The 20,191-nt window shown below is 68.8% G+C and carries 13 protein-coding genes; 8 read left to right on the top strand and 5 right to left on the bottom strand.

The window, feature by feature from the left end:
• Nucleotides 1-252: 252 nt before the first annotated feature.
• The 3 genes from ACYVF7_RS12840 (at nucleotide 253) to ACYVF7_RS12830 (ending at nucleotide 7,393) form a co-directional block, all read left to right on the top strand.
• Nucleotides 253-2,145, top strand: coding sequence for a sialidase family protein (locus tag ACYVF7_RS12840; RefSeq protein ID WP_460339187.1), 1,893 nt, complete (start codon nucleotides 253-255; stop codon nucleotides 2,143-2,145).
• A gap of 249 nt (nucleotides 2,146-2,394) precedes the next feature.
• A complete protein-coding gene (locus tag ACYVF7_RS12835; protein WP_460339185.1) occupies nucleotides 2,395-4,011 on the top strand; it encodes an FAD-binding oxidoreductase in 1,617 nt (538 codons plus the stop codon).
• Nucleotides 4,012-4,672: 661 nt separating this feature from the next.
• The gene (locus ACYVF7_RS12830) at nucleotides 4,673-7,393 is read left to right on the top strand and encodes a hypothetical protein (RefSeq protein WP_460339183.1); all 2,721 of its coding nucleotides are present in this window, start codon (nucleotides 4,673-4,675) and stop codon (nucleotides 7,391-7,393) included.
• Between the two features lie 94 nt (nucleotides 7,394-7,487).
• Here the strand turns inward: ACYVF7_RS12830 and ACYVF7_RS12825 are convergent, their stop codons facing one another.
• Complete coding sequence (locus tag ACYVF7_RS12825; RefSeq protein ID WP_460339181.1) at nucleotides 7,488-8,474, bottom strand: hypothetical protein; 987 nt, start codon at nucleotides 8,472-8,474, stop codon at nucleotides 7,488-7,490.
• A gap of 795 nt (nucleotides 8,475-9,269) precedes the next feature.
• Here ACYVF7_RS12825 and ACYVF7_RS12820 point away from each other — a divergent pair.
• Nucleotides 9,270-9,455, top strand: coding sequence for a hypothetical protein (locus tag ACYVF7_RS12820; protein WP_460339179.1), 186 nt, complete (start codon nucleotides 9,270-9,272; stop codon nucleotides 9,453-9,455).
• Nucleotides 9,456-9,923: 468 nt separating this feature from the next.
• Here ACYVF7_RS12820 and ACYVF7_RS12815 read toward each other — a convergent pair whose 3' ends face one another.
• Nucleotides 9,924-10,952 (bottom strand): SGNH/GDSL hydrolase family protein, encoded by a 1,029-nt coding sequence (locus ACYVF7_RS12815; RefSeq protein WP_460339177.1) that lies wholly within the window; start codon nucleotides 10,950-10,952, stop codon nucleotides 9,924-9,926.
• Nucleotides 10,953-10,990: 38 nt separating this feature from the next.
• Entirely contained in the window at nucleotides 10,991-12,004 is a 1,014-nt protein-coding gene (locus ACYVF7_RS12810) for an arabinan endo-1,5-alpha-L-arabinosidase (RefSeq protein WP_460339175.1), read from the bottom strand.
• Between the two features lie 262 nt (nucleotides 12,005-12,266).
• On the opposite strand from ACYVF7_RS12810, the gene ACYVF7_RS12805 reads away from it, so the two are divergent.
• Both ACYVF7_RS12805 and ACYVF7_RS12800 read left to right on the top strand, forming a co-directional pair.
• Nucleotides 12,267-13,088 (top strand): SAM-dependent methyltransferase, encoded by an 822-nt coding sequence (locus ACYVF7_RS12805; protein WP_460339173.1) that lies wholly within the window; start codon nucleotides 12,267-12,269, stop codon nucleotides 13,086-13,088.
• Nucleotides 13,089-13,244: 156 nt separating this feature from the next.
• Nucleotides 13,245-14,363, top strand: coding sequence for a PrpF domain-containing protein (locus ACYVF7_RS12800; protein ID WP_460339171.1), 1,119 nt, complete (start codon nucleotides 13,245-13,247; stop codon nucleotides 14,361-14,363).
• Nucleotides 14,364-14,415: 52 nt separating this feature from the next.
• On the opposite strand, the gene ACYVF7_RS12795 is transcribed toward ACYVF7_RS12800, so the two are convergent.
• Nucleotides 14,416-14,847: a cupin domain-containing protein gene (locus ACYVF7_RS12795; RefSeq protein WP_460339169.1), complete on the bottom strand. Its 432-nt coding sequence runs from the start codon at nucleotides 14,845-14,847 to the stop codon at nucleotides 14,416-14,418.
• A gap of 19 nt (nucleotides 14,848-14,866) precedes the next feature.
• A complete protein-coding gene (locus ACYVF7_RS12790) occupies nucleotides 14,867-15,622 on the bottom strand; it encodes an SDR family oxidoreductase (RefSeq protein ID WP_460339167.1) in 756 nt (251 codons plus the stop codon).
• A gap of 380 nt (nucleotides 15,623-16,002) precedes the next feature.
• On the opposite strand from ACYVF7_RS12790, the gene ACYVF7_RS12785 reads away from it, so the two are divergent.
• Both ACYVF7_RS12785 and ACYVF7_RS12780 read left to right on the top strand, forming a co-directional pair.
• Nucleotides 16,003-19,467, top strand: a complete 3,465-nt coding sequence (locus ACYVF7_RS12785) for a beta-galactosidase (protein ID WP_460339166.1) — start codon at nucleotides 16,003-16,005, stop codon at nucleotides 19,465-19,467.
• Nucleotides 19,464-20,138, top strand: a complete 675-nt coding sequence (locus ACYVF7_RS12780) for an NPCBM/NEW2 domain-containing protein (protein WP_460339164.1) — start codon at nucleotides 19,464-19,466, stop codon at nucleotides 20,136-20,138. The genes ACYVF7_RS12785 and ACYVF7_RS12780 overlap by 4 nt, the downstream gene beginning before the upstream one ends.
• Nucleotides 20,139-20,191: the final 53 nt, after the last annotated feature.

Below are 20,191 nucleotides of genomic sequence, written 5' to 3'. Positions count from 1 at the left end.
GATCTGGACTGAGCCCCTGACCTGCATGTGGCGGCCTGATCCGGCCAGTGAACCCGCCTGCGGTGACACCTGACGCGATGCCACGCCGTCATCCCTTCAGATGTCTGCGCTCATCCTGGTCACGCATTACTTCTTTGACCGCTGCTGGCCATCCGGGAACTTTGGGATTGTCTGTCCCTCCTTGCAGATCTACGTTCCGCCCGGGCGCGGAACTCGCGCCCTTCAGGCGACGGAGCCTGATCGGAGGTAGGGATGCGGAAACGTGGTGCCCTGAGCCTGGTCGCCGTCGGCGGCCTGCTCATCGGCGGGCTGACCTTGCTCACACCGGGCGCGAATGCCGAGCCGTTCGGATACGCCAAGCTCAGCGCGGTGCAGAAACGACATGTCTCGGGAGCGTTGGCCGAGGCGCTCGGCCCCCAGCGGCTGAGCAAGAACGCGGTCACCGCCCCGAAGGCGACCGCCTCGTCCGGCTGTTATGGGAACCATGGCGGCAACGTCAAGGTGAACCAGAACTGCCTCAACGTCTCCGACCCCGACCTGGCCGGGCGAGGGCAGGCGCAGAACGAGACCTGGGTCGCGGCCAACCCGAACAACCCCAAGCAGGTCATCGCAAGCTACAACGACTATCGGCGCGGAGACGGGACCTGCGGCGTCACCTACTCCCGCGACGGTGGCCGGACCTGGGCGGACACCACGACGCCGAACGGGTTCGTCCGTGGCACGGCCTTCGCCGGCAAGCCGCGCGAGTACTTCCAGTCCAGTGGCGACACCTCGGTGGCCTGGGACACGCGCGGGAACGCCTACCTGTCGTGCCAGGAGTTCAAGCGCGGCAGCGGCGTCACGCCGGACGCGGACCAGTCCAGCGGCTTCTACGTCTACCGCTCGACCGGGTCCGGTGGGGCGTCGTTCAACTTCGCCGGCCGCCCGGTGGCCGAGCACGACGACACCGCCGGCGCGGGGAACTTCCTGCTCGACAAGCAGCTCATCGCCGTCGACAATCACGTCCGCAGCCCGTACCGGGACCGCGTCTACGTCACCTGGACGACCTATCCCGAAGACGGCACCGCCTACATCTACGAGGCCTACTCCAGCGACTACGGCGAGCACTTCAGCGCGCCCGTCCTGGTCAGTTCCGACTCGGCGCTGTGCCCGCAGGGCTATGGCATCCCCACGCCGCACGGGCGCTGCAACGACAACCAGTTCTCCCAGCCGGTGGTCGCCGCGGACGGGAGCCTGTACGTCGCGTGGGCGAACTACAACACCGCGAACCCGGGCAAGGACAATCGCTTCCAGGTCCTGCTCTCACGCTCGGTCGACGGAGGCAAGACCTTCTCCGCCCCCGTCAAGGCCACCGACTACTACGACCTGCCCGACTGCGACACCTACCAGGGCGACGGCAAGGACCCCGGCCGTGACTGCGTGCCGGAAAAGGGAGCCGGGACCAACTCGGTGTTCCGCGCCACCAACTATCCCAACGTCGCGGTCGACCCGACCGACCCCAAGCGCGTGGTCGTCACCACCGGCTCCTACCTCAACCGCGATTCCAACGAGGCGGGCGGCTGCACACCCGCCGGGCTCACCCCCGCCGCCGAGGGACTCGGCAGCCTGTACGACGGCGTCAAGACCGGCGGATGCAACAACGGCATCGTGATCTCCAACTCCGCCGACGGTGGCTCCTCGTTCACCGGCACGGCCACCGACGTACGGAAACTGCCCGTCATCGGCGACAACACCGCGCAAGCCCGCAGCGACCAGTACTGGCAGGGCACCGTCTTCAGCCCCCGCGGCACGCTCGTGACGGCCTACTACGACCGGCAGTACGGCTCGGACGAGGCCACCGGCTTCTCCGACATCACCGTGACCACGTCCACGGATCTGACCCACTTCGCCAGCAGGCGGGCGACCTCCTCGAGCATGCCGCCGCCGAGCGAGTTCAACGGCCAGTTCTACGGCGACTACATCATGGTCGACGCCACCGCCACGACCGCCTACCCGGTCTGGTCCGACACCCGCAACGCCGCCCTGTTCCTGTGCCCCGGCACCGGCACCACCGGCAGCCCGCCACGGCTCTGCCACGCCTCGGCCACCAACGCCTCCATCGCCAACGACGAAGACATCTACGCCGCCGCGGTCCCCATCCACTGACCACACACTCGGGCGGGGCCACACGCCCCGCCCGAGGGTCTCTTACCAAATCGCCCCTGTGGAGAGAAGCGGGCCAGCCACCGGATCCGTTGGGGCGTGGTTCCACCTGCGGGAAGGTGATAGCTCCCTGTCCGGCCGTACGACGGGTCCTTAGCTTCAAAGGTCCGTGCACAGATCGCGGTCGGGCGACGCAGCGGTGGGGAAGAGGCGGTTGCTCGATCGCATGTGATCGCCTCAAGGAGGACGACCATGGTCGAGTCCACCCGACGCACCCTTCTGCGTGCGGGCGCGGCGGCTGCCGTGTCGGGTCCCGCGGCCGCACTCGCGGCTTCCTGGCACGCGACGGCACAGGCCGCTCCGCAGCCCGGAGGCGCCCCTGCGTTCGGTTCGGTCACGGTGGGCCCGGATGACCCGCGTTACCGCTCGCTGGTGCTCAGGGGCTACAACCATCGCTTCTACGGCAAACCGGAGCAGATCCGAGTGGTCGGCTCGACAGCGGACGTCGTACGCGCGGTCGACGAAGCGGTGCGTACGGAGCGGCGGGTCGCCGTGCGCAGCGGCGGGCACTGTTTCGAGAACTTCGTGGACGACCCGAACGTACGCCTGCTCATCGACATGGTCGCGATGACGCGGGTCGACTATGACAGGCGCCGCAACGCCTTCATGGTCGAGGCGGGAGCGACGCTCGGGGAGGTGTACCGGAAGCTGTTCCTGGGCTGGGGCGTGACCATCCCCGGCGGTACCTGTCCCAGCGTCGGAGCGGGCGGACACGTCTGCGGCGGCGGATACGGGGCGCTGTGCCGTATGTACGGGCTGACCGTCGACCACCTGTTCGCGGTCGAGGTGGTCGTGGTGGACCGGTCCGGCAAGGCCAGAAGCGTGGTGGCCACCCGGGAACCGTCGGATCCCAACCGGGACCTGTGGTGGGCGCACACCGGAGGCGGGGGCGGCAACTTCGGGATCGTCACCCGCTACTGGTTCCGCTCCCCGGACGCCCAGGGCACCGACCCCGGCCGGCTTCTGCCCAGGCCGCCTTCCACGGTCCTGAGCTACTCCCTGGACTGGCCATGGGCGGAACTCGACCGGGACTCGTTCGTCGGACTGATGCGCAACCACGGGGAATGGGGCGAGCGCAACTCGGCACCCGGCTCCCCCGCGGCCGCTCTCTACGGTGAGTTCGCCCTCTCCGCCAAGCCCAGCGAGACGATCGGCATCTCCGGTCAAGTGGCCGCCGACAGCGGTGCGGAGCGGCTACTCGACGGCCTGGTGACCACACTCGGCCGCGGCGTCGGCGTACGACCGGTGCGGCAGGCGTCCACGCTGCCCTGGCTCGCCTCGGCGACACAGGCGATCGACGACCCCACGCCCTTCGACCGCCGCCTCAAGCTGAAGTCGGGGTATCGACGCCGCCGCCTCACCGACCGGCAGATGGCCACCGCCTACCGGCACCTCACCGAGACCGGCTACAACGATCCGAACGGTCACATGTTCATCAACACCTACGGTGGGCGCGTCAACGCCGTCTCCCCCGGCACGACCGCGACGCCGCACCGTGACTCGATCTTCCTGATCGGCTTCCTCGCCGGCTGGCAGGGCGCGGCCGAGGACTCCCGGCACCTGACGTGGATCCGAGAGTTCTACCGCGACTTCTACGCCGCCGGCGGCGGCGTTCCGGCCGGTGGAGACGACGGCGGCGCGTTCATCAACTATGCGGACGCGGACCTGGCCGATCCTCGGTACAACACGTCGGGCACTCCATGGCACGCCCTCTACTACAAGGACAACTACGTACGGCTTCAGCAGGTCAAGCGCCGCTGGGATCCACGCGACGTGTTCCACCACGCGCTGTCGATCCGCCCCAGCTGAACCTCTCGCGGGGGACCCAGGATGAGTCGCGTTCCGGAAACCGCCGGCGCCGGTGGTTCAGCATGATGCCGTCTCCTGGACGATCCGGCCGGTCACGACCGTCCCGCTGGAAGCCGCACGGGCCGGGGGAACTCATGCTCAGTCGTTGGGAACGCTTGCCGGGGCCGCGCGCGCGTGTTATTCCTTGATCGATGTGTTGGTGAGTATGTCCTGACACGTCGTTCGTGATCCGTCGCTGACATTGCCGCGACGGCGCTGGAGCGGTCGCCGCTGTCCTTGCGCGGCGAGCTGCCGATGTCCGGGTGTTCGCTGTTCAGCGCGCGCCCATCTGCACTCCGTTCGGCCCCGGTAGGGGCACCCAGCGTCGGAACAAGGAGTTCCTGGCATGTGGCGTCGATTGATTCGCGCCTGGCGGTGGATTCTGCTCGCCGTGTTCACGGTGGCAGCCGCAGGCGCACTCTCGATGACGTTGGCCGGGACGGCTTCCGCGGCGAGCGGCTCTTCGGAGCCTCCGCCTACGCCGTCCTCGTCTTCGTCTCAATCCCCAACCCCTCCACACCACCGCAAACCACGCATGTCGCGGCCACCGACATCGCAGGAGGCCGCACGACTGCGTCGCCTACGAGAGGAGGCCGCACGAGCGAAGGCCCGCGCCGAGCGCTTGAAACGATTCTCTGAAGGCCTGGCCAAAGTGCGGGGTCACGTCGGCACGTGGCACGACGAGCACGCCGATCTGCGGCGGCGTCACGACGCTCTCCAGCAGTTGATCGCGGAGGGCAAGAACGCCAAGGCGCGCAAGCATTTCACCGAGTTGCGCCGCGACGTCGACACCGCACTGCTGCGCCGTGAACTCATCGCGCAGACCCGCCGTCAGCAACTTCCCGCCGATCTGCGGCAAGCGATCGAAGAGGAACTGCTGCGCGGTAAGAACAAGCTGCCGCCTTCCACGGCGAACGCGGCAGGTCACGCCGTCACGATCGGAGATCTGGTCAGTGACGTCCTCGACGGCGTCTCCGCTACCGAACCGGATCGGTCCGCCGTCAAGAACTTCATGAGCGACCCGACGAATGATCCGATCGCACGGGACATCGCCCGGCTGAGCCGACTGCGGCCGGACCAGGTACTCGGCAAGAACGCGTCCCTGCACGACACCACGAAGGCGATCGACAAGCGGCACAACGCCGCCAAGACCGCCGCCGCAGCGAAGGCGGCCGAGGTGTGGGACCTGTACTACCAGCTCCACCCGGAGCAGGCACCCTACGCACAAGGAAACCCAAAGAACTGGGACGGGGTGGTCAGCGTCACCGAGCCGGAGACGGTCGGCCCGCCTCCGGCGTTCAACAAGACCGACCGGACCTCGTCCCGGGCCCGTGACGACGTCGGCCACACCAACGCTGCGTCCAAGGCGAACGCCGCCCTCGGCGGATACCACCGCTCGACGGAGGTCGGGCCACGGATCCGCTACAAGGTGACGCTCGCGAACGGAGACGTCTATGAGGTCGAGGGTCACGTCACCAAGTCGACGTCGAGCGCCAAACTCCCCGGCACCACGGACGTCTCCTCCGACTCCGCGCTACAGCCGATCATTGATCTGCTGAAGAAGGTCTCGCCGGTGACGCCGTTCTACACGCGTTCTACCAGCGCGGAAAGCATCAGCGTCGTCACGAGCACCTTCAATGGAACCGCGAAGAAGGTGGAAAGCCCGAACGACACCCTGTTCCGCGACGAGATTCCCATCATCGCCGAGCCCGATGGCGAGGACACGGTGACCGTCAGCTCCGGGAACACGACCAAGAAATTGGGCGTGCAGATCACCGTCCCCTGGCTCGCGGGAGTGACTCTGCAGCACGCGACGACGATTGATCACGACGGAGGTGAGCCCACCAGGACCATCAGCGCCATAGGAAATATCGGCCTCGGCCCCTTCCTGAAGGGGGGAGGGACCCTGGAGCACAAAACCACGAAGGATGAGAACGGCGACCTGAAGAAGACCATCGCCGTCACGGGCAACGGCAGCATCTCCGTTCCCCTCATCAAACCGGTGGCCGTGCAGGCCTCTACGCAGGCGACCGGCGAACACACCGGGGAAGAGTGGCTGCAGATCCTGAGGGGCGACAGCACGCCGCAAGATCAGCAGGACAACGGCGGCAAGTCCACCGGCGACGAGCACCAGACCGGCAGCGCGTTCGAGGTTCCCGACATCGCCATGCCGTGCAACGACGCCATGACGACCCGGGACCGGCAGAACTGCGAACCGATCCAGGAACCCCGACCCGTCTGCAACGACGCCATGACAACCCAGGACCGGCAAAACTGCGAACCGGCCCACGAACCCCGACCCGTCTGCAACGACGCCATGACAACGCAAGACCGGCAAAACTGCGAACCGGCCCACGAACCCCGACCCGTCTGCAACGACGCCATGACAACCCAGGACCGGCAAAACTGCGAACCGATCCAGGAACCCCGACCCGTCTGCAACGACGCCATGACGACGCAAGACCGGCAAAACTGCGAACCGCTGCCGGACTGGGCGGCCTGCATGATGAGCGGGAAGATCAAGAACGACTGCCCGATGCCACGGATTCCGGCACCGTCCGGCGGCGACGACGGCTGCCCCGCGCCGAACGTCGGGGTGCCCGAGCCTGGCCCCGACACCACGCCGGAAGAGTGCAAGGACAGCGAGACCACCAAGATCGATCCACCGGTGGTGAGCCAACCGGATACCCCGGTCGTCAAGCAGCCTGACACGCCGGTCGTCAACCAGCCGGAGGCCCCGGTCGTCAAGCAACCCGACGTACCGGTCGTCAACCAGCCGGAGGTTCCGGTGGTCAAGCAGCCCGACGTGCCGGTGGTGAACCAGCCAGAGGTGCCAGTCGTCAAGCAGCCCGACACCAACCCGTCCAATCAGCCCAACGTCAGCCAGCCCGATATCCCCGTCATCAAGCAGCCGAATGTTCCGGTCGTCAATCAGCCGGACACTTCGGTGATCAAGCAACCTGACACCCCGACGACTCAGCCGACCCCGCAGCTTCCGCAAATCTCGCTTCCCCAGATCTCGCTACCGCAGATCACGCCTCCACAGATCTCTCTTCCCCAGGTCTCGCTTCCTCAGGTCTCGTTGCCTCAGGTCTCGTTGCCCCAGATCACCCCGCCCGCTCCCCCGGCTGCCGCGCCTGATCCCCAGCCCACGCCGCAGCCGAACCTGATCAATCCGATCAACCCGATCACTCAGCCCGACCCGGCCCCGAAGCCCAACCCGATCATCCAACCGAACCCGATCAGCCAGCCGAATCCCATCACCCAACCGAATCCGATCACCCAACCGAATCCGATCAGCAATCCGGCCACTTCGCCGACCAATCTCAACCTGATTCCCTGAGCCCTGACGTCAGGTGATCAAATCTGAGGGCCGCGCTGGTCAGCGCGGCCCTCAGACCTTTGTGAGCGGCCGGCCCTGGGCGGCTCCCGGCTCGTCAGTCGTCGTCGGTGTCTCCGGCCTTTTCGTGTTCAGGGGTGGCCGTGGAGGCGTCAGCGGATTCGCCGTGCACGGACCCGGATCGCCGGCGCGTCGTCAAGGTTCCGGCGGCGTGTTGGTCTCCCGTCGATTTCACGTGCGCCGGCGCGGTGTGGCACTTGTCGGCGTCGGTATCGGCGGCCGGCTTGGGGTGGGTGGCTAGGGACGTGGCCGACTTGGTGGGGGTGGCACCGGTGAGTGGTCGGCGGATGTGCCGGTTGACGGGCGGCGGTGCGGTCGGCGTCTGGTGTGCCGACGGCAGTTGTGGGGATGTGGTGGCCGGCTCGGGTTGAGGATGCCCGGGAAGGGCGAGGGGCGCGGACAGGTGCCGTCGTTTGAGTGGAGCGGTGGGGACGATCGGAGTGTGGGGGTGGGTCAGCAGCCGGAGCTTGCGTAGAGGTGCCGGCTGCAGGACGGGCGGCCTAAGGGGCAGCGCGTGCCGGATGGGCGGCGGCTCGGTCGCCGCGGTGATGACGCGGTGCGCGAGCCGGGTGGCGGTCGGCGCGGGGACCGGGAGCGGAAGTGTGAGCGCTTGCCGCAACCCGGACGACCACGCGCGGACTTGCTGGGCGAGTGCGGACTGCTGCTGGGCGAGTGTGGCGGTCAGTTGCGGGTCGGTGCCGGCGGCGGGTGGGGAGGAGGTCTGGTGCAGGCGGGCCAGCGCGGTGTTGAGGGCCGCGAGCTGACCGCTCGAACTCTGGTAGAGATCATGAACGGTCAGTGCGGTCTGCAGACCGGTCTCCTCGTGCCGCAACATGGTGATCTGCGCCGCCAGCCGGTGCAGCAGCTCGCGTAGTCGCGGTGTGCGGCGTTCCGGTGGTACAGCACGTCCGGCTTGCTGGGCACGGGACAAGACGGCGAGTTGTCGATGGACGGCCCCCAGGCTGGTGGTGGCCTGGTGGAACCAGGTGGTGCTCTCGGCCAGCAACGGATCGCCTGCCGGCATCGCAGGCGATGGCGGGGCCGGGCGTGTCGTCACGGCCGTCGGGTGACGTGTGTGGCCGGTTCCCGCGCTGGAGGCCCCGTTGGCCAACAGTGCGGCGGATGCCAGGACGGCGGAGGCGGCCATGCCGCGGCGCACCGGTCGCTTGCGGCCGCCCGGGTGGCGTGCCGTACGGACGGTATGACGCTCGGCGGGAGGTGGCACGGGATCGCTGGGACTGGTGCGATCCGCGGCCGAGGGCGTCTGCGGAGACGTCTTCGGCGGCGCGGCCGACTGCTTCTGCTCCGTTTTCTCCTGGTGGCGGTTGCGGCGTGCCTCTGCTCGGTGGGCCGGGGTGCAGTATTTACGCGGGGGGCCGCCCTGCGGTGGCTGCGTAATGGCCTCGTCACACCACGGCAGAGCGCATTTGGTAGGTCGAGGATCGATCATGAGCCGATTGTCGGACAGCCCACGGATGATTCCCCAGATCAGACCGCATGTCTGATCAAAGCCCGATCAATTAATCAATTGGTCCCCGGCCACGGCCGACTCGGGGATGACGCCGGCCGCTGCAGACCGAACGACAACGAGCGAGCGCCCCCAGAGCAACGACCACCGCTTGGCGCATTTCCGAGCGGAGAAGGCCCCGACCGCATGGTGCTTGTTTTGTCAGTGGTGCGGGGAATCATCAGTGGTATGTGCAAGGACGACCGGTCCGCATTGACGTGCCCGAGCTGTCACACGTCGCTCGTACTCGCAGCCGCCGACGGCGCTCTCCCGCCGGTTCTGGCTCCCCGGGATCCGCCGTACCCACCACCGGTGCAAGAGGTGCTGGCCCAGTACGCGGGCCGGGTCGTCGATCCGGCGACCGCCCGCAGCGGCGCCGCCCAGGTTCGCGCCGGCTTGGCCGCGGCCCGCAGCGCGGCGGCCGAGCGTCGCGCCCGACAGGCCGAGGCCCGGTGTGCCGTCCCCGGTGTCCGGGGCGCTCCGCACCAGGCGGCGTGACGATGACGACATAAGGCCAGGTCACCACGGTCGGCGGCGTGGTCACGATCGTGCACTGTCAACGTCGGCAACGTGCCGGACCAAGGAGCTGGGCCGCCCTCGGACAACGGACGCGCTTCCACGGCCTCACCCGCCTTGATCCCGTCGTCCGGCGACCCCGTACGGTGATCACCGCGCTGACATAAGCCCCCTCGATGCAGGTAGTCGATGGGGTGTTTCTCCCGGTTTCAGGTAGCCGGACCCCCGGCACGCTGGATCGTGACGGGAGCCAAGCCTGCCCTCCTCCCCCGGCCCCCCTTTGATCGGGGCCCGGCGCCCCCCCCTGCACGCCGGGCCCCGAAGGGCACAGGCGTCTCCCCGCCCTCCATCGACGAGAGCGCTGCGGTTACAGCTCGACGGCGATGAGCGGGGCCAGCCGATTGGCGACGATCAGGGCTGCGAGCAGCGGTTTCCACATGGCGGGCTCCACTACGGGATCGGGACGCCGATCTTCGGGGCGATGATCGGGGCCAGGTCATTGGCGATCTTGATGTGGCCGGCGTCGTTGGGGTGGCCGTTGCCGTCGGCGTAGTCGACGTTGTCGGTCAGCCAGCCCTCGGTGCCGACGAAGTACACGTTGTGGTCGCCGGCACTGCCCCGGGCGGCGACGGCGGCCTTGGTGGCGGCCACGTACCGCCGTTTGAAGGTCTCCATGACGAACAGCGCCGCGCTCGGGTACTTCGCCCGGATGTTCTGCAGGAAGGCGGTGTAGGTCGACTGGAACGTGGCGTCGGTGACGCCGTGGCCGACGTCGTTGGTGCCCAGGTTGATGACGACGGCACTGGCCTGGTACCGGGTGAAGTCCCAGGCCGTGGTGCCGGTACTGGCCAACCGGAAGAACTGCGTGCTCTGCCCGGTGCACCCGTCGGCCGTCATGACCAGGCAGTAGCCCGCGCGGGCGATCTGGACATGCCGGACGCCGAGTTTCTCGCCGAGCACCCAGCCGTACGCGGTGACGGCCAGCTTCGACGACAGGTACCCCGCGGTGATGGAGTCACCGACGAACTCGATCAGCTTGGGCGAGATCACCGGCGCGACGGTTCCGGCGCCGGAGTCGAAGGTGAAGCCCTGGAAGATCGTGTCGCCGGACCGGTAGGAGACCTGGACGGTGTGGGTGCCGGCGGTCAGAGCGGTCGGCGTGAGGTTCACCGTGCCGCGTACGCCCGCGTAGAACACCTCCGGCGCGCCGTCGATGCTGACGTACATGTTGACCGCGTCGCGCTGCTTGATGTGCAGGGTCCGTCCGGTGAAGGAGGTCTTGAGGTAGGCGCCGGTCCAGTTCGGGACGGCGTCGGACGCCGACTGCGTCCAGCGGCCCACGAAGGCGATGTTGCCGTCGCCTGGACCGCCGTCGCCGAGGGCCGCGACCGCGGCCGGGCCGACGGCCGCCGTCATCGTGCCCCATCCCAGTGCGCCGGCCGCCACGATCGCGGCCGACCGCCTGCGTATCGTCCGCATGGGATCTCCTTCTGAGTACGGGCGGTGCCGGAACCGGGTCAGTAGGCGTACGGCCAGCCTGCGGAGTCGAAGCCGAGGTAGTTGATGCCGAGCTTTGAAGCCCCGTTCGCGTCGGCGTCGTAGTAGTGGTAGACGAGCAGGTCGTGGTCGGTGTCGTGGTAGACCATCTGGCCACCCGGGCCGATGTAGCGCCCGTGGGAGGCGAGCACCGCGGTCCCGCCGCCGATCATCAGCGACGTCCCGTTCCGGTCGTAGTACGGGCCGGTGATGCTCGTCGAGCGGCCGACCGCGATCCAGTACGTGCTGTCCACGCCGCGGCAGCACAGGCCGCGCGAGGTGAACAGGTAGTAGTAGCCGCCGTGGTAGAAGACGGTGGGACCCTCGATGCCGCCCGAGGCGCTCGCCAGGTTGTAACGCGTGGTGTTCCAGGACGCCTGCTTGCCGGTGCTCGGGTCGATCTGGATGAGCTTGATCCCGGTCCACCAGGAGCCGAACGCCAGCCACCAGTCGCCGGAGGCGTCCACCGTGAGATTCGGGTCGATGGCGTTGTAGTCGCTGCTGCCGGAGGACGAGTAGACCTTGCCGTAGTCGGTGTACGTGCCCGGGGCACCCGACGTGCTCCCGGCCAGGCCGATCGCCGAGGTGTTAGAGCCGAAGGTGGAGGCGGCGTAGTACAGCAGGTACTTGCCGCCGTGGTAGGAGACGTCGGGCGCCCACAGCGCGGCCGGGTTGCCGCCGGTGTAGGCGGCGGCCCAGGAGGCGCCGCCGGGCAGCGCCTGCCCGGCGGAGGAGAAGGCGATCCGGTCGGTCGAGGTGGTCATCGGCAGCCCGGTGCCGGTGGAGAACACGTAGTACCGGCCGGCCGAGGTTCTCGTCAGCGACGGATCGTGCACTCCGGTCGCGCCGGTGACCGTACTCGGGTCGGGGTAGGCGAACGCGGTTCCGGTCATCGTGGTGAAGGCGGCGACGGTGGCCGCCACGGTCAGTCCGGCACGCCGCAGGCGCGTGGTTCGCATGGCGGTGGCCCGGCGGGGGAAGCGGCCTCTGCGCATCGTCGCCCCTCAGTTGCTCGAGAAGCTGCATCCGCGAAGCTAAGTCGGCTCATGAGTCCGGTCAACGGCGCTTTCATCGGCTTTCACGTTCGGCTTGGTTCCGACGCCGCTCGACACGATCGGTTACCTCAATCGGAAAAAACTGTCATAACCGTACGAAGTGGCACGACATGGCGATGTGACGGCAAGAGGGCACTCTCCCCACCCAGTAGGGTGTTCGGTCAGAGGACGTATCGGACCTCTACGGATAGAAGAGGCGGCGATGGGAGAAGCGGATTTCGCCCACGGCCGGGAGCTGTCGGCAAGAATCGACGTCAGCACCCCGCACCCGTCGCGCGTCTGGAACTACCTCCTGGGCGGCAAGGACAACTTCGCCGCCGACCGCGAGGTGGCCGACCAGATTCGCGTGATTCTCCCTGGTGTCATCGCGATGGCGCAGGCCGACGAGGCCTTCCGCGGCAGGGCCGTCGAGTACCTCGTCGGCGAGGCGGGCATGCGTCAGTTCCTCGACATCGGCAGCGGCCTGCCCGCTTCCAACAACACGCACCGGATCGCGCAGGCCGTCGCCCCGGAATCACGCATCGTGTACGGCGACAACGATCACATGGTGCTGACCCACGCCCGCGCCCTGATGACCGGCGATGCGCCCGGTGTCACCGACTACATCTACGCCGACCTCCACGAACCGGATGAGATCCTGCGTTCCATCGAGGGCACGCTCGACCTCAGCCGCCCTGTCGCGCTGATGCTGATGGGCAGGTCCCTGATCTTCCTGGACGACGATGCGGCGTTCACCGCGGTCAAGCGGCTACTGGACGCGGTTCCGGCCGGCAGCCATCTGGTGCTCACCCACTCCACCAACGAGGGCAGCGGCGAGGCGATGGACGACGCCGTACGCCACTGGAACGAGTTCACCACGAGTGAGGTCACGATGCGCTCCCCGCAGCGGCTCGCCGAGTTCTTCGACGGTCTGGACCTCGTGCCGCCGGGTGTCGTGGCGTGCACCCGCTGGCGTCCCGTTCTGAACGAGGTCTCCCGGTCGAGTGACGGTGACCAGTTCTGTGGAGTCGGGCGCAAGCCCTGACCGGTTGGAACCTTCCATCCACGGCTCGAAGCCCGCAACGGGGCGAGCTTTAACGTCGGTTTGACTCCCCCGCAGATTTCCAGGACCGCACAGCAGGTAACCCACTGTGGAACGCACCCCCCAACGGAGGCCGCCGGTTCCACGAGGGAGTCAGCTGTGTTGCGTCTGCAGGGGGAGATGGTCCGCGGAGGAACCAGCAAGTGCTGGATCTTCGAGCACCAGGATGTCGTGGCGACCGGTGTGGACATCGACACCCTGCTGCTCGCCGCCTTCGACGCCGCCGACCCCCGTCAGATCGACGGCGTCGGCGGCGCCTCCTCCACCACGTCCAAGGCCGCGATCGTACGGGCGTCCGCCGAGCCCGGCGTCGACGTCGAGTACGCCTTCGCCCAGGTCGGCGTCGGCGACGAGCGCGTCGAGTGGGCCGGCAACTGCGGTAACTGCGCCACCGCCGTGGCGCTCTACGCCCTCCACCGGGGCCTCGTATCGATCACCTCGGACACCACCACCGTCCACATGATCAACACCAACACCGGGGCGCGGCTCACCGGGACGATCCCCACTCCGGGCCTCGTGCCTCCTCACGAGGGCACGGCCGTGGTTCCCGGTACGTCCGCGCCCGGTGTTCCGGTGCTGCTCGGGTTCCAGGACCCGGCGGGCTCGGTCACCGGCAGTGCCCTGCCCACCGGCCGCCCCCTGGACACCCTGGCCGGACGGGACGGTCCCGTCGAGGCGTCGCTCGTCGACTCGGGCGCTCCCGTCGCGCTCTTCGACGCCAAGGCGTTCGGCCTCGGCGGCAGCGAATCCGTCGCCGAATTCGCCGCCGCCGTCCCCGCGCTCATCGCGCTGCGCCGGCAGGCCGCCCTCGCGATGGGACTGGCCGGGCCGGACGACCCGGTCAGCCACGCCGTGCCGAAGGTCGGCATCGTCGGCAGTCCGGCGGCGTTCCGCACCACGCACGGCATGCCGGTCGAGCAGGACGAGTACGACCTGGCCGTTCGCATGGTCTCCATGCACGCGCCGCACCCGGCGATCGGCCTCACCTCCGCCATCGCCCTGGCCACCGCGGCCGCCATTCCCGGCACCCTCGCCCACCGCGTCGCCCGGCCGGCCGCCGACGGCACGCTGCGTCTGGGCACTCCCGCAGGCGTGATCATCACCCGGGCCGTCCTCACACCGGATGGCGCGTCCCCCACGGTGCTGCTGCACCGCGCGGCCCGGCGCATCGTACGGGCCGAGCTCCTCGTTCCCGCTCCGGACGGACGCCCCGCATGAGCCGCGACGTCACCTCATGGACGTCCTGCCGGCCGAGGGGCGAGGGGTCACCTCATGGACGTTCTACCGGCCGAGGGGCGCGGCGGTCCGCGCGCTGGGCGAGCTCGTCCTCATCGACCAGGGTGAGCATCGGCTTCCCCGGTTCGCACAGCATCGTGACGGTGAAGCGGAGCCGGACGTCGTCGCGGTTGTTGCCGTCCTGGTAGTGGATGACGTCGCCACCCTGCTCCCAGAACGCCTCGCCCGCGCGTACGACCCGCTCCGGCTCGCCTTCGAGCTCGAACCGCATCTCGCCCTCCAGCACGTAGCCGAAAGCCGGGCCGGAGTGGCGGTGCGGCGGCGCGCCCGGATCGCCAGGCGGGTACTCGATGACCACGGTCATCGCGTGCGCTCCGTCGGGGATGAAGGGCGGTTCCGCCTCTTGCAGCGTGGTGAGCGCCGTCTGCCACACGCTCGACCTGGTCTGCTGTGTTCTGTCTGACATGAGACGTACCTCCGGGACGTTACTTGGCGGCCGGGATGCGGCCGGGCCAGTCGCGGTAGCGGATCTCTCCCTGGATCGCGTCATCGCCCGGTACCAGGGAGCGCTCGCTCAGTTCGGTGCCGTAGTAGCGGGCGTGCGGGTCGGTGACGACCTGGCGTGGGTCGTTCCAGGCGGCCAGGACGTCCCGGAAGAACTCGTCCATCCGGAACCGCTCGGGTCCGCCGACCTCCACCCGGCCCTTCACCGGTGTCCCGGCCGCGACGTCGGCGACCACCCGGGCCACGTCCTGGGCCGCGATGGGCTGGAAGGCCACCGGGGCCATCCGGACCGTGTCGCCGTCGGTACCGGCGTCGGCGATACCCCGGGTGAACTCGAAGAACTGCGTCGCCTGCACGATCGAGAACGGGATCGGCGAGGCCTCGATCAGCGTCTCCTGGGCGACCTTGGCCCGCAGGTAGCCGCTGTCGGGCAGCTGCTTGTTCCCCACCACCGACAGCGCGACGTGGTGCCCGACGCCCGCCGCCGCCTCGGCGGCCAGCAGGTTGTGAGTGGAGGTCACGAAGAACTCCAGCACCGGGGCGTCGTCGAAGGAGGGGGAGTTCGACACGTCGACGACCACGGACGCGCCGGTCAGGACCTCGGCGAGGCCTTCGCCCGTGAGGGTGTTGACGCCGGTGCTCGGCGCCGCCGCCACCGCCTCATGACCCTGCTCGCGCAGGTTCGCCACGACGTTGGACCCGATCAGGCCGGTGCCGCCGATGACAACGATCTTCATGACATGCCTTCCTGTCCGCCGGGCGTCGTTCGGCACCCGGTCCGCCAGCTAAGACCGGACAGCCCCACCACCTGTGACAGCCCCCGAGAAAATCCTTCCCCGGCCTGCCGGGCAGACCACGGCCGGCCCGAAACGAACATTTCCCAACACGGAAACATGTCGGTTTCCCGCCCGCCTCACGGCCGTGGCGCTCACCGGATCCAGGCGTACCGCATCGATGGCCTCGCGGCCCTCGCGCAGGATGTCCGTTCATCCGCACATGCGGGCGAAAACCGCACAAGCCGACTCTTGACGGCTCTTTTCGTAAGCCTCACACTGCACACGAAACAGCGCGTTTACACAGCTTTAAACGCGTCCCGCCGGTAAGCGAGGCTCCCCACATGCTCCCTGGCATCCTGCGACTCCTGGCCCGCTCGCGCGCGGCCGTGGCCGCGATCCTGACCCTGACATTGCTGGGATCGGGCGTCGGCACCGTTTCGGTGGCGAACGCCGCACCTGTCCCGGCGGCGGCCCCCGCCTCCGCCGCCGGGACGGCGCACTCGGTGACGTACGACGGCTACTCGTTCAAGATCGACGGCAGGCGTACGTACCTGTGGTCGGGCGAGTTCCACTACTTCCGGCTGCCCAACCAGGACCTGTGGCGGGACGTGCTGCAGAAGATGAAGGCCGCCGGCTTCAACGCGGTCTCCCTCTACTTCGACTGGGGCTACCACTCCCCCGCGCCCGGCGTCTACGACTTCACCGGCGTACGCGACGTGGACAAGCTGCTCGACATCGCCGACCAGGTGGGCCTGTACGTGATCGCGCGCCCCGGCCCGTACATCAACGCCGAGGTCGACGGCGGCGGCTTCCCGGGCTGGCTCTCCACGAAGGCCGGCAACACTCGCACCGGCGACCCGAAGTTCCTGAAGTACAGCGACGAGTGGCAGACGCGGATCGACCGCATCCTGGCCCGCCACCAGTTCACCGACGGCACCGGACCGGTGATCGAGTACCAGGTGGAGAACGAGTACTACAACGGCAACGCGGCCGGCCGGGCGTATATGAAACACCTGGAGAACCAGGCGACGGCCGACGGCATCAAGGTCCCGCTGGTCGGCAACAACAACGGCACGTTCAACGCCGGTGACGCCGCCCTCGACGTGGACGCCGCCGACTCGTACCCGCAGGGGTTCAACTGCTCCAACCCCACCAAGTGGCGCGGCGTGCCGGACATCAGCTACGACCATGTCGAGGGCAAGCCGCTGGCTACCGCCGAGTTCCAGGGTGGCGCCTTCGACCCGTGGGGCGGCCCCGGGTACGACAAGTGCGCCCAGCTGATCAATGACCAGTTCGCCGACGTGTTCTACAAGCAGAACATCGCGGTCGGCGCGACCTCGCAGAGCTTCTACATGACCTACGGCGGCACCAACTGGGGCTGGCTGGGCATGCCGCAGAACTACACCTCCTACGACTACGGCGCGGCGATCCGCGAGACCCGCCAGCTCGATCCCAAGTACGACCAGGACAAGCTGATCGGCTACTTCACCCAGGCCGTCGCGCCCCTCACCAAGACCGACGCGATCGCCGCGACCACCGACAACGCCAAGGTCACCGACACCGCCCGGATGAACCCCGACACCGGGACCCAGTTCCACGTCCTGCGGCACAGCGACTCGACCGCCACCACCACCGACTCCGCCCACGTGACGCTCGACTTCGGCGCGCACCCCGGATACACCTACGACGACCCCGACGCGGCCCTTCACTACACGGGTGCGTGGTCGCACGTCGGCGCCGAGCAGAACTACACCGGCGGCGACTACAAGCACACCGAGTCCTTCTCCAGCACCCAGGGCGACAGCGCCTCGGTCGACTTCACCGGCACCGGCGTGAAGTGGATCAGCAACCTCGACGGCAACCACGGCATCGCCGACGTCTACCTCGACGGCGCGAAGGTCAAGACCGTCGACCTGTACGGGGCCGCCAAGCAGAACCAGTACGTCGCCTACCAGGCCACCGGCCTCACCAACGGAGCGCACACGCTCAAGATCGTCGTGACCGGCGGCAAGAACGCGGCGGCGTCCGGCTCGTTCGTGACGATCGACGCGATCGACGTCCTCACCGGCTCCTCGGCGCCGGCACCGGTGTACACGATCCCGCAGCAGGCGGGCACCGCCCTCACCCTGAACGGCCGGGAGTCCACGATCATCGTCGCGGGGTACGACCTGGGCGGTAACCAGCTGCGGTACTCCACCTCGCAGGTCATGACCAACGCCACCATCGGCGGCCGGGACGTCGCCGTGCTCTACGGCGACCACGGCTCGGACGGCGAGACCGTCCTGCACTACGCGGCCAAGCCCACCGTGACGGCCACTGGCGGCACCGTCGACTCCACCTGGGACCCGGCAACCGGCGACCTGCGGCTGAACTACCAGCACAGCGGCCTGACCCGGGTGAGCATCACCGGCGGCGCCCACCCGCTGCTCCTGCTGCTCGCCGACACCGCCACCGCCAAGACGTTCTGGCGGCGGGACACCGCGGCCGGTCCGGTGCTGGTCCGCGGCACCCACCTGCTGCGCGGCGCGGACTCCAGCGGCACGACCCTCGCCCTGACCGGCGACACCGGCAGCGACGGCGCCGTCGAGGTCTTCTCCACCGCCGGCTCCCTGACCTGGAACGGCCGGCCGGTCACGACCGGGCGCGGCGACGGCGGCAGCCTCACCGGCACGCTGCCCACGGCGGCATCCGTCACCCTGCCCGCGCTGACCGACTGGCGGCACGCGCAGGAGTCGCCCGAGTCCCAGCCCGGGTTCGACGACTCCACCTGGCAGACCGCCGACAAGACCACCACCAACAGCACCACCTCCCCGGGCTCGCTCCCGGTGCTGTTCGCCGACGACTACGGCTTCCACACCGGAAGCACCTGGTACCGCGGCCGGTTCACCGGAACCGGCAAGGAGACCGGCATCACCCTGAGCGCCCAGAGCGGCGGTGGGGCCGCGGCCTCCTCGGTGTGGCTCAACGGCACCTTCCTCGGCAGTTCCACCGCCGACGGCCAGAAGACGTACGCCTTCCCGGCCGGCACCGTGCACACCGGCGGCGACAACGTCGTCTCCGTGCTCACCGTGAACATGGGCCACGAGGAGGACTACAACGCCTCCAACGGCAACAAGGCCGCCCGCGGCCTGACCGGCGCCACCCTCACCGGCGACCCGCTGAACACCGTCACCTGGCGACTGCAGGGTGTACGCGGCGGCGAGACGCCCGTCGACACCGTGCGCGGCCCGCTGGCCACCGGCGGCCTGTACGGCGAGCGGGCCGGCTGGATGCTGCCCGGGTACCCCACCGACAACTGGTCCGCCGTGCGGCTTCCCAGCACCGACACCACGCCCGGCGTCTCCTGGTACACCACCGACGTCGCCCTGAACCTGCCGAGGGGACAGGACACCTCACTCGGCCTGGCCTTCACCGACAACCCGTCCCGCAAGTACCGCGCCGAGATCTACGTCAACGGCTGGCACATGGGCAACTACGTCAACTACCTCGGGCCACAGCACAGCTTCCCGATCCCGAACGGCGTGCTGAACCCGCGCGGGAGCAACCGCATCGCCATCGCCGTATGGAACCTCGACGGCTCCACCGGCGGCCTCGGCACGGTCGCCCTCACCAACTACGGCAGCTACGCCTCCTCGCTGAAGGTCGCGCAGAACGACAGCCCCCGGTACAGCAGGGCGCGCTACTCCGTGCCCGCCGCGCCCGGCGCGCAGGTCGCCCTCCGGGTGCCCGGATCGGCCGCGGCCGGGCAGCACTTCACCGCGACCGCGACGGTCTCCGTACCGGCCGGCCGACGGCCTTCGATGTGACGGCCAAGCTCGCCGCGCCGGACGGCTGGACGGTCAGCCCGCAGCCCGCCCCGCCCGGCGCGAAGCGGATCGCACCCGGCACGTCGGCGACGTTCGGCTGGGACGTCACCGCGCCCGCGACCGTGGACAAGGTGAGCGCGTTCACGGCCACCGCAAGAATGGTCCAGCGCGGCCGGTCCGCCACCGTCACCGACGAACGGGTCGTCACCGCCGTGCCGCCCGTCCCGCCGGCGGGGAAGGACCAGGTCAGCGACCTGCCGTTCATGTCGGCTTCCAACGGCTGGGGGCCGGTGGAACGCGACCAGAGCGTCGGCAACACCGCGGCGGGCGACGGCACCCCGCTCAAGCTCGGCGGCACGGTGTACGCCAAGGGCCTGGGCACGAACTCGCCCAGCGACGTCCAGGTGTACCTCGCCGGTCGGTGCAGCCGGTTCACGGCGACCGTGGGCGTGGACAACGGAGACCCGGGCACGGTCACCTTCTCCGTCGTCCTCGACGGCAAGGTGCTCACCACCACCCCGGTGCTGAACGGGAAGTCGACACCCGTCGACCTCGACGTCTCCGTCACGGGCGGCCAGGTCCTCGATCTCTCCGTGGGCGACGGCGGTGACGGCAACGGCAACGACCACGGGGACTGGGCAAACCCGGTACTGACCTGCGGCGGCGCCTGACAACAAGGCACCCTCATGCCCCGCTCTGTCGGCGACAGAGCGGGGCAACCTGC

It is taken from the genome of Actinoallomurus acanthiterrae (genome assembly GCF_054775715.1).
The sequence above is the reverse complement of the archived record's forward strand: the minus strand, read 5'-3'. Positions and strand labels throughout refer to the sequence as shown.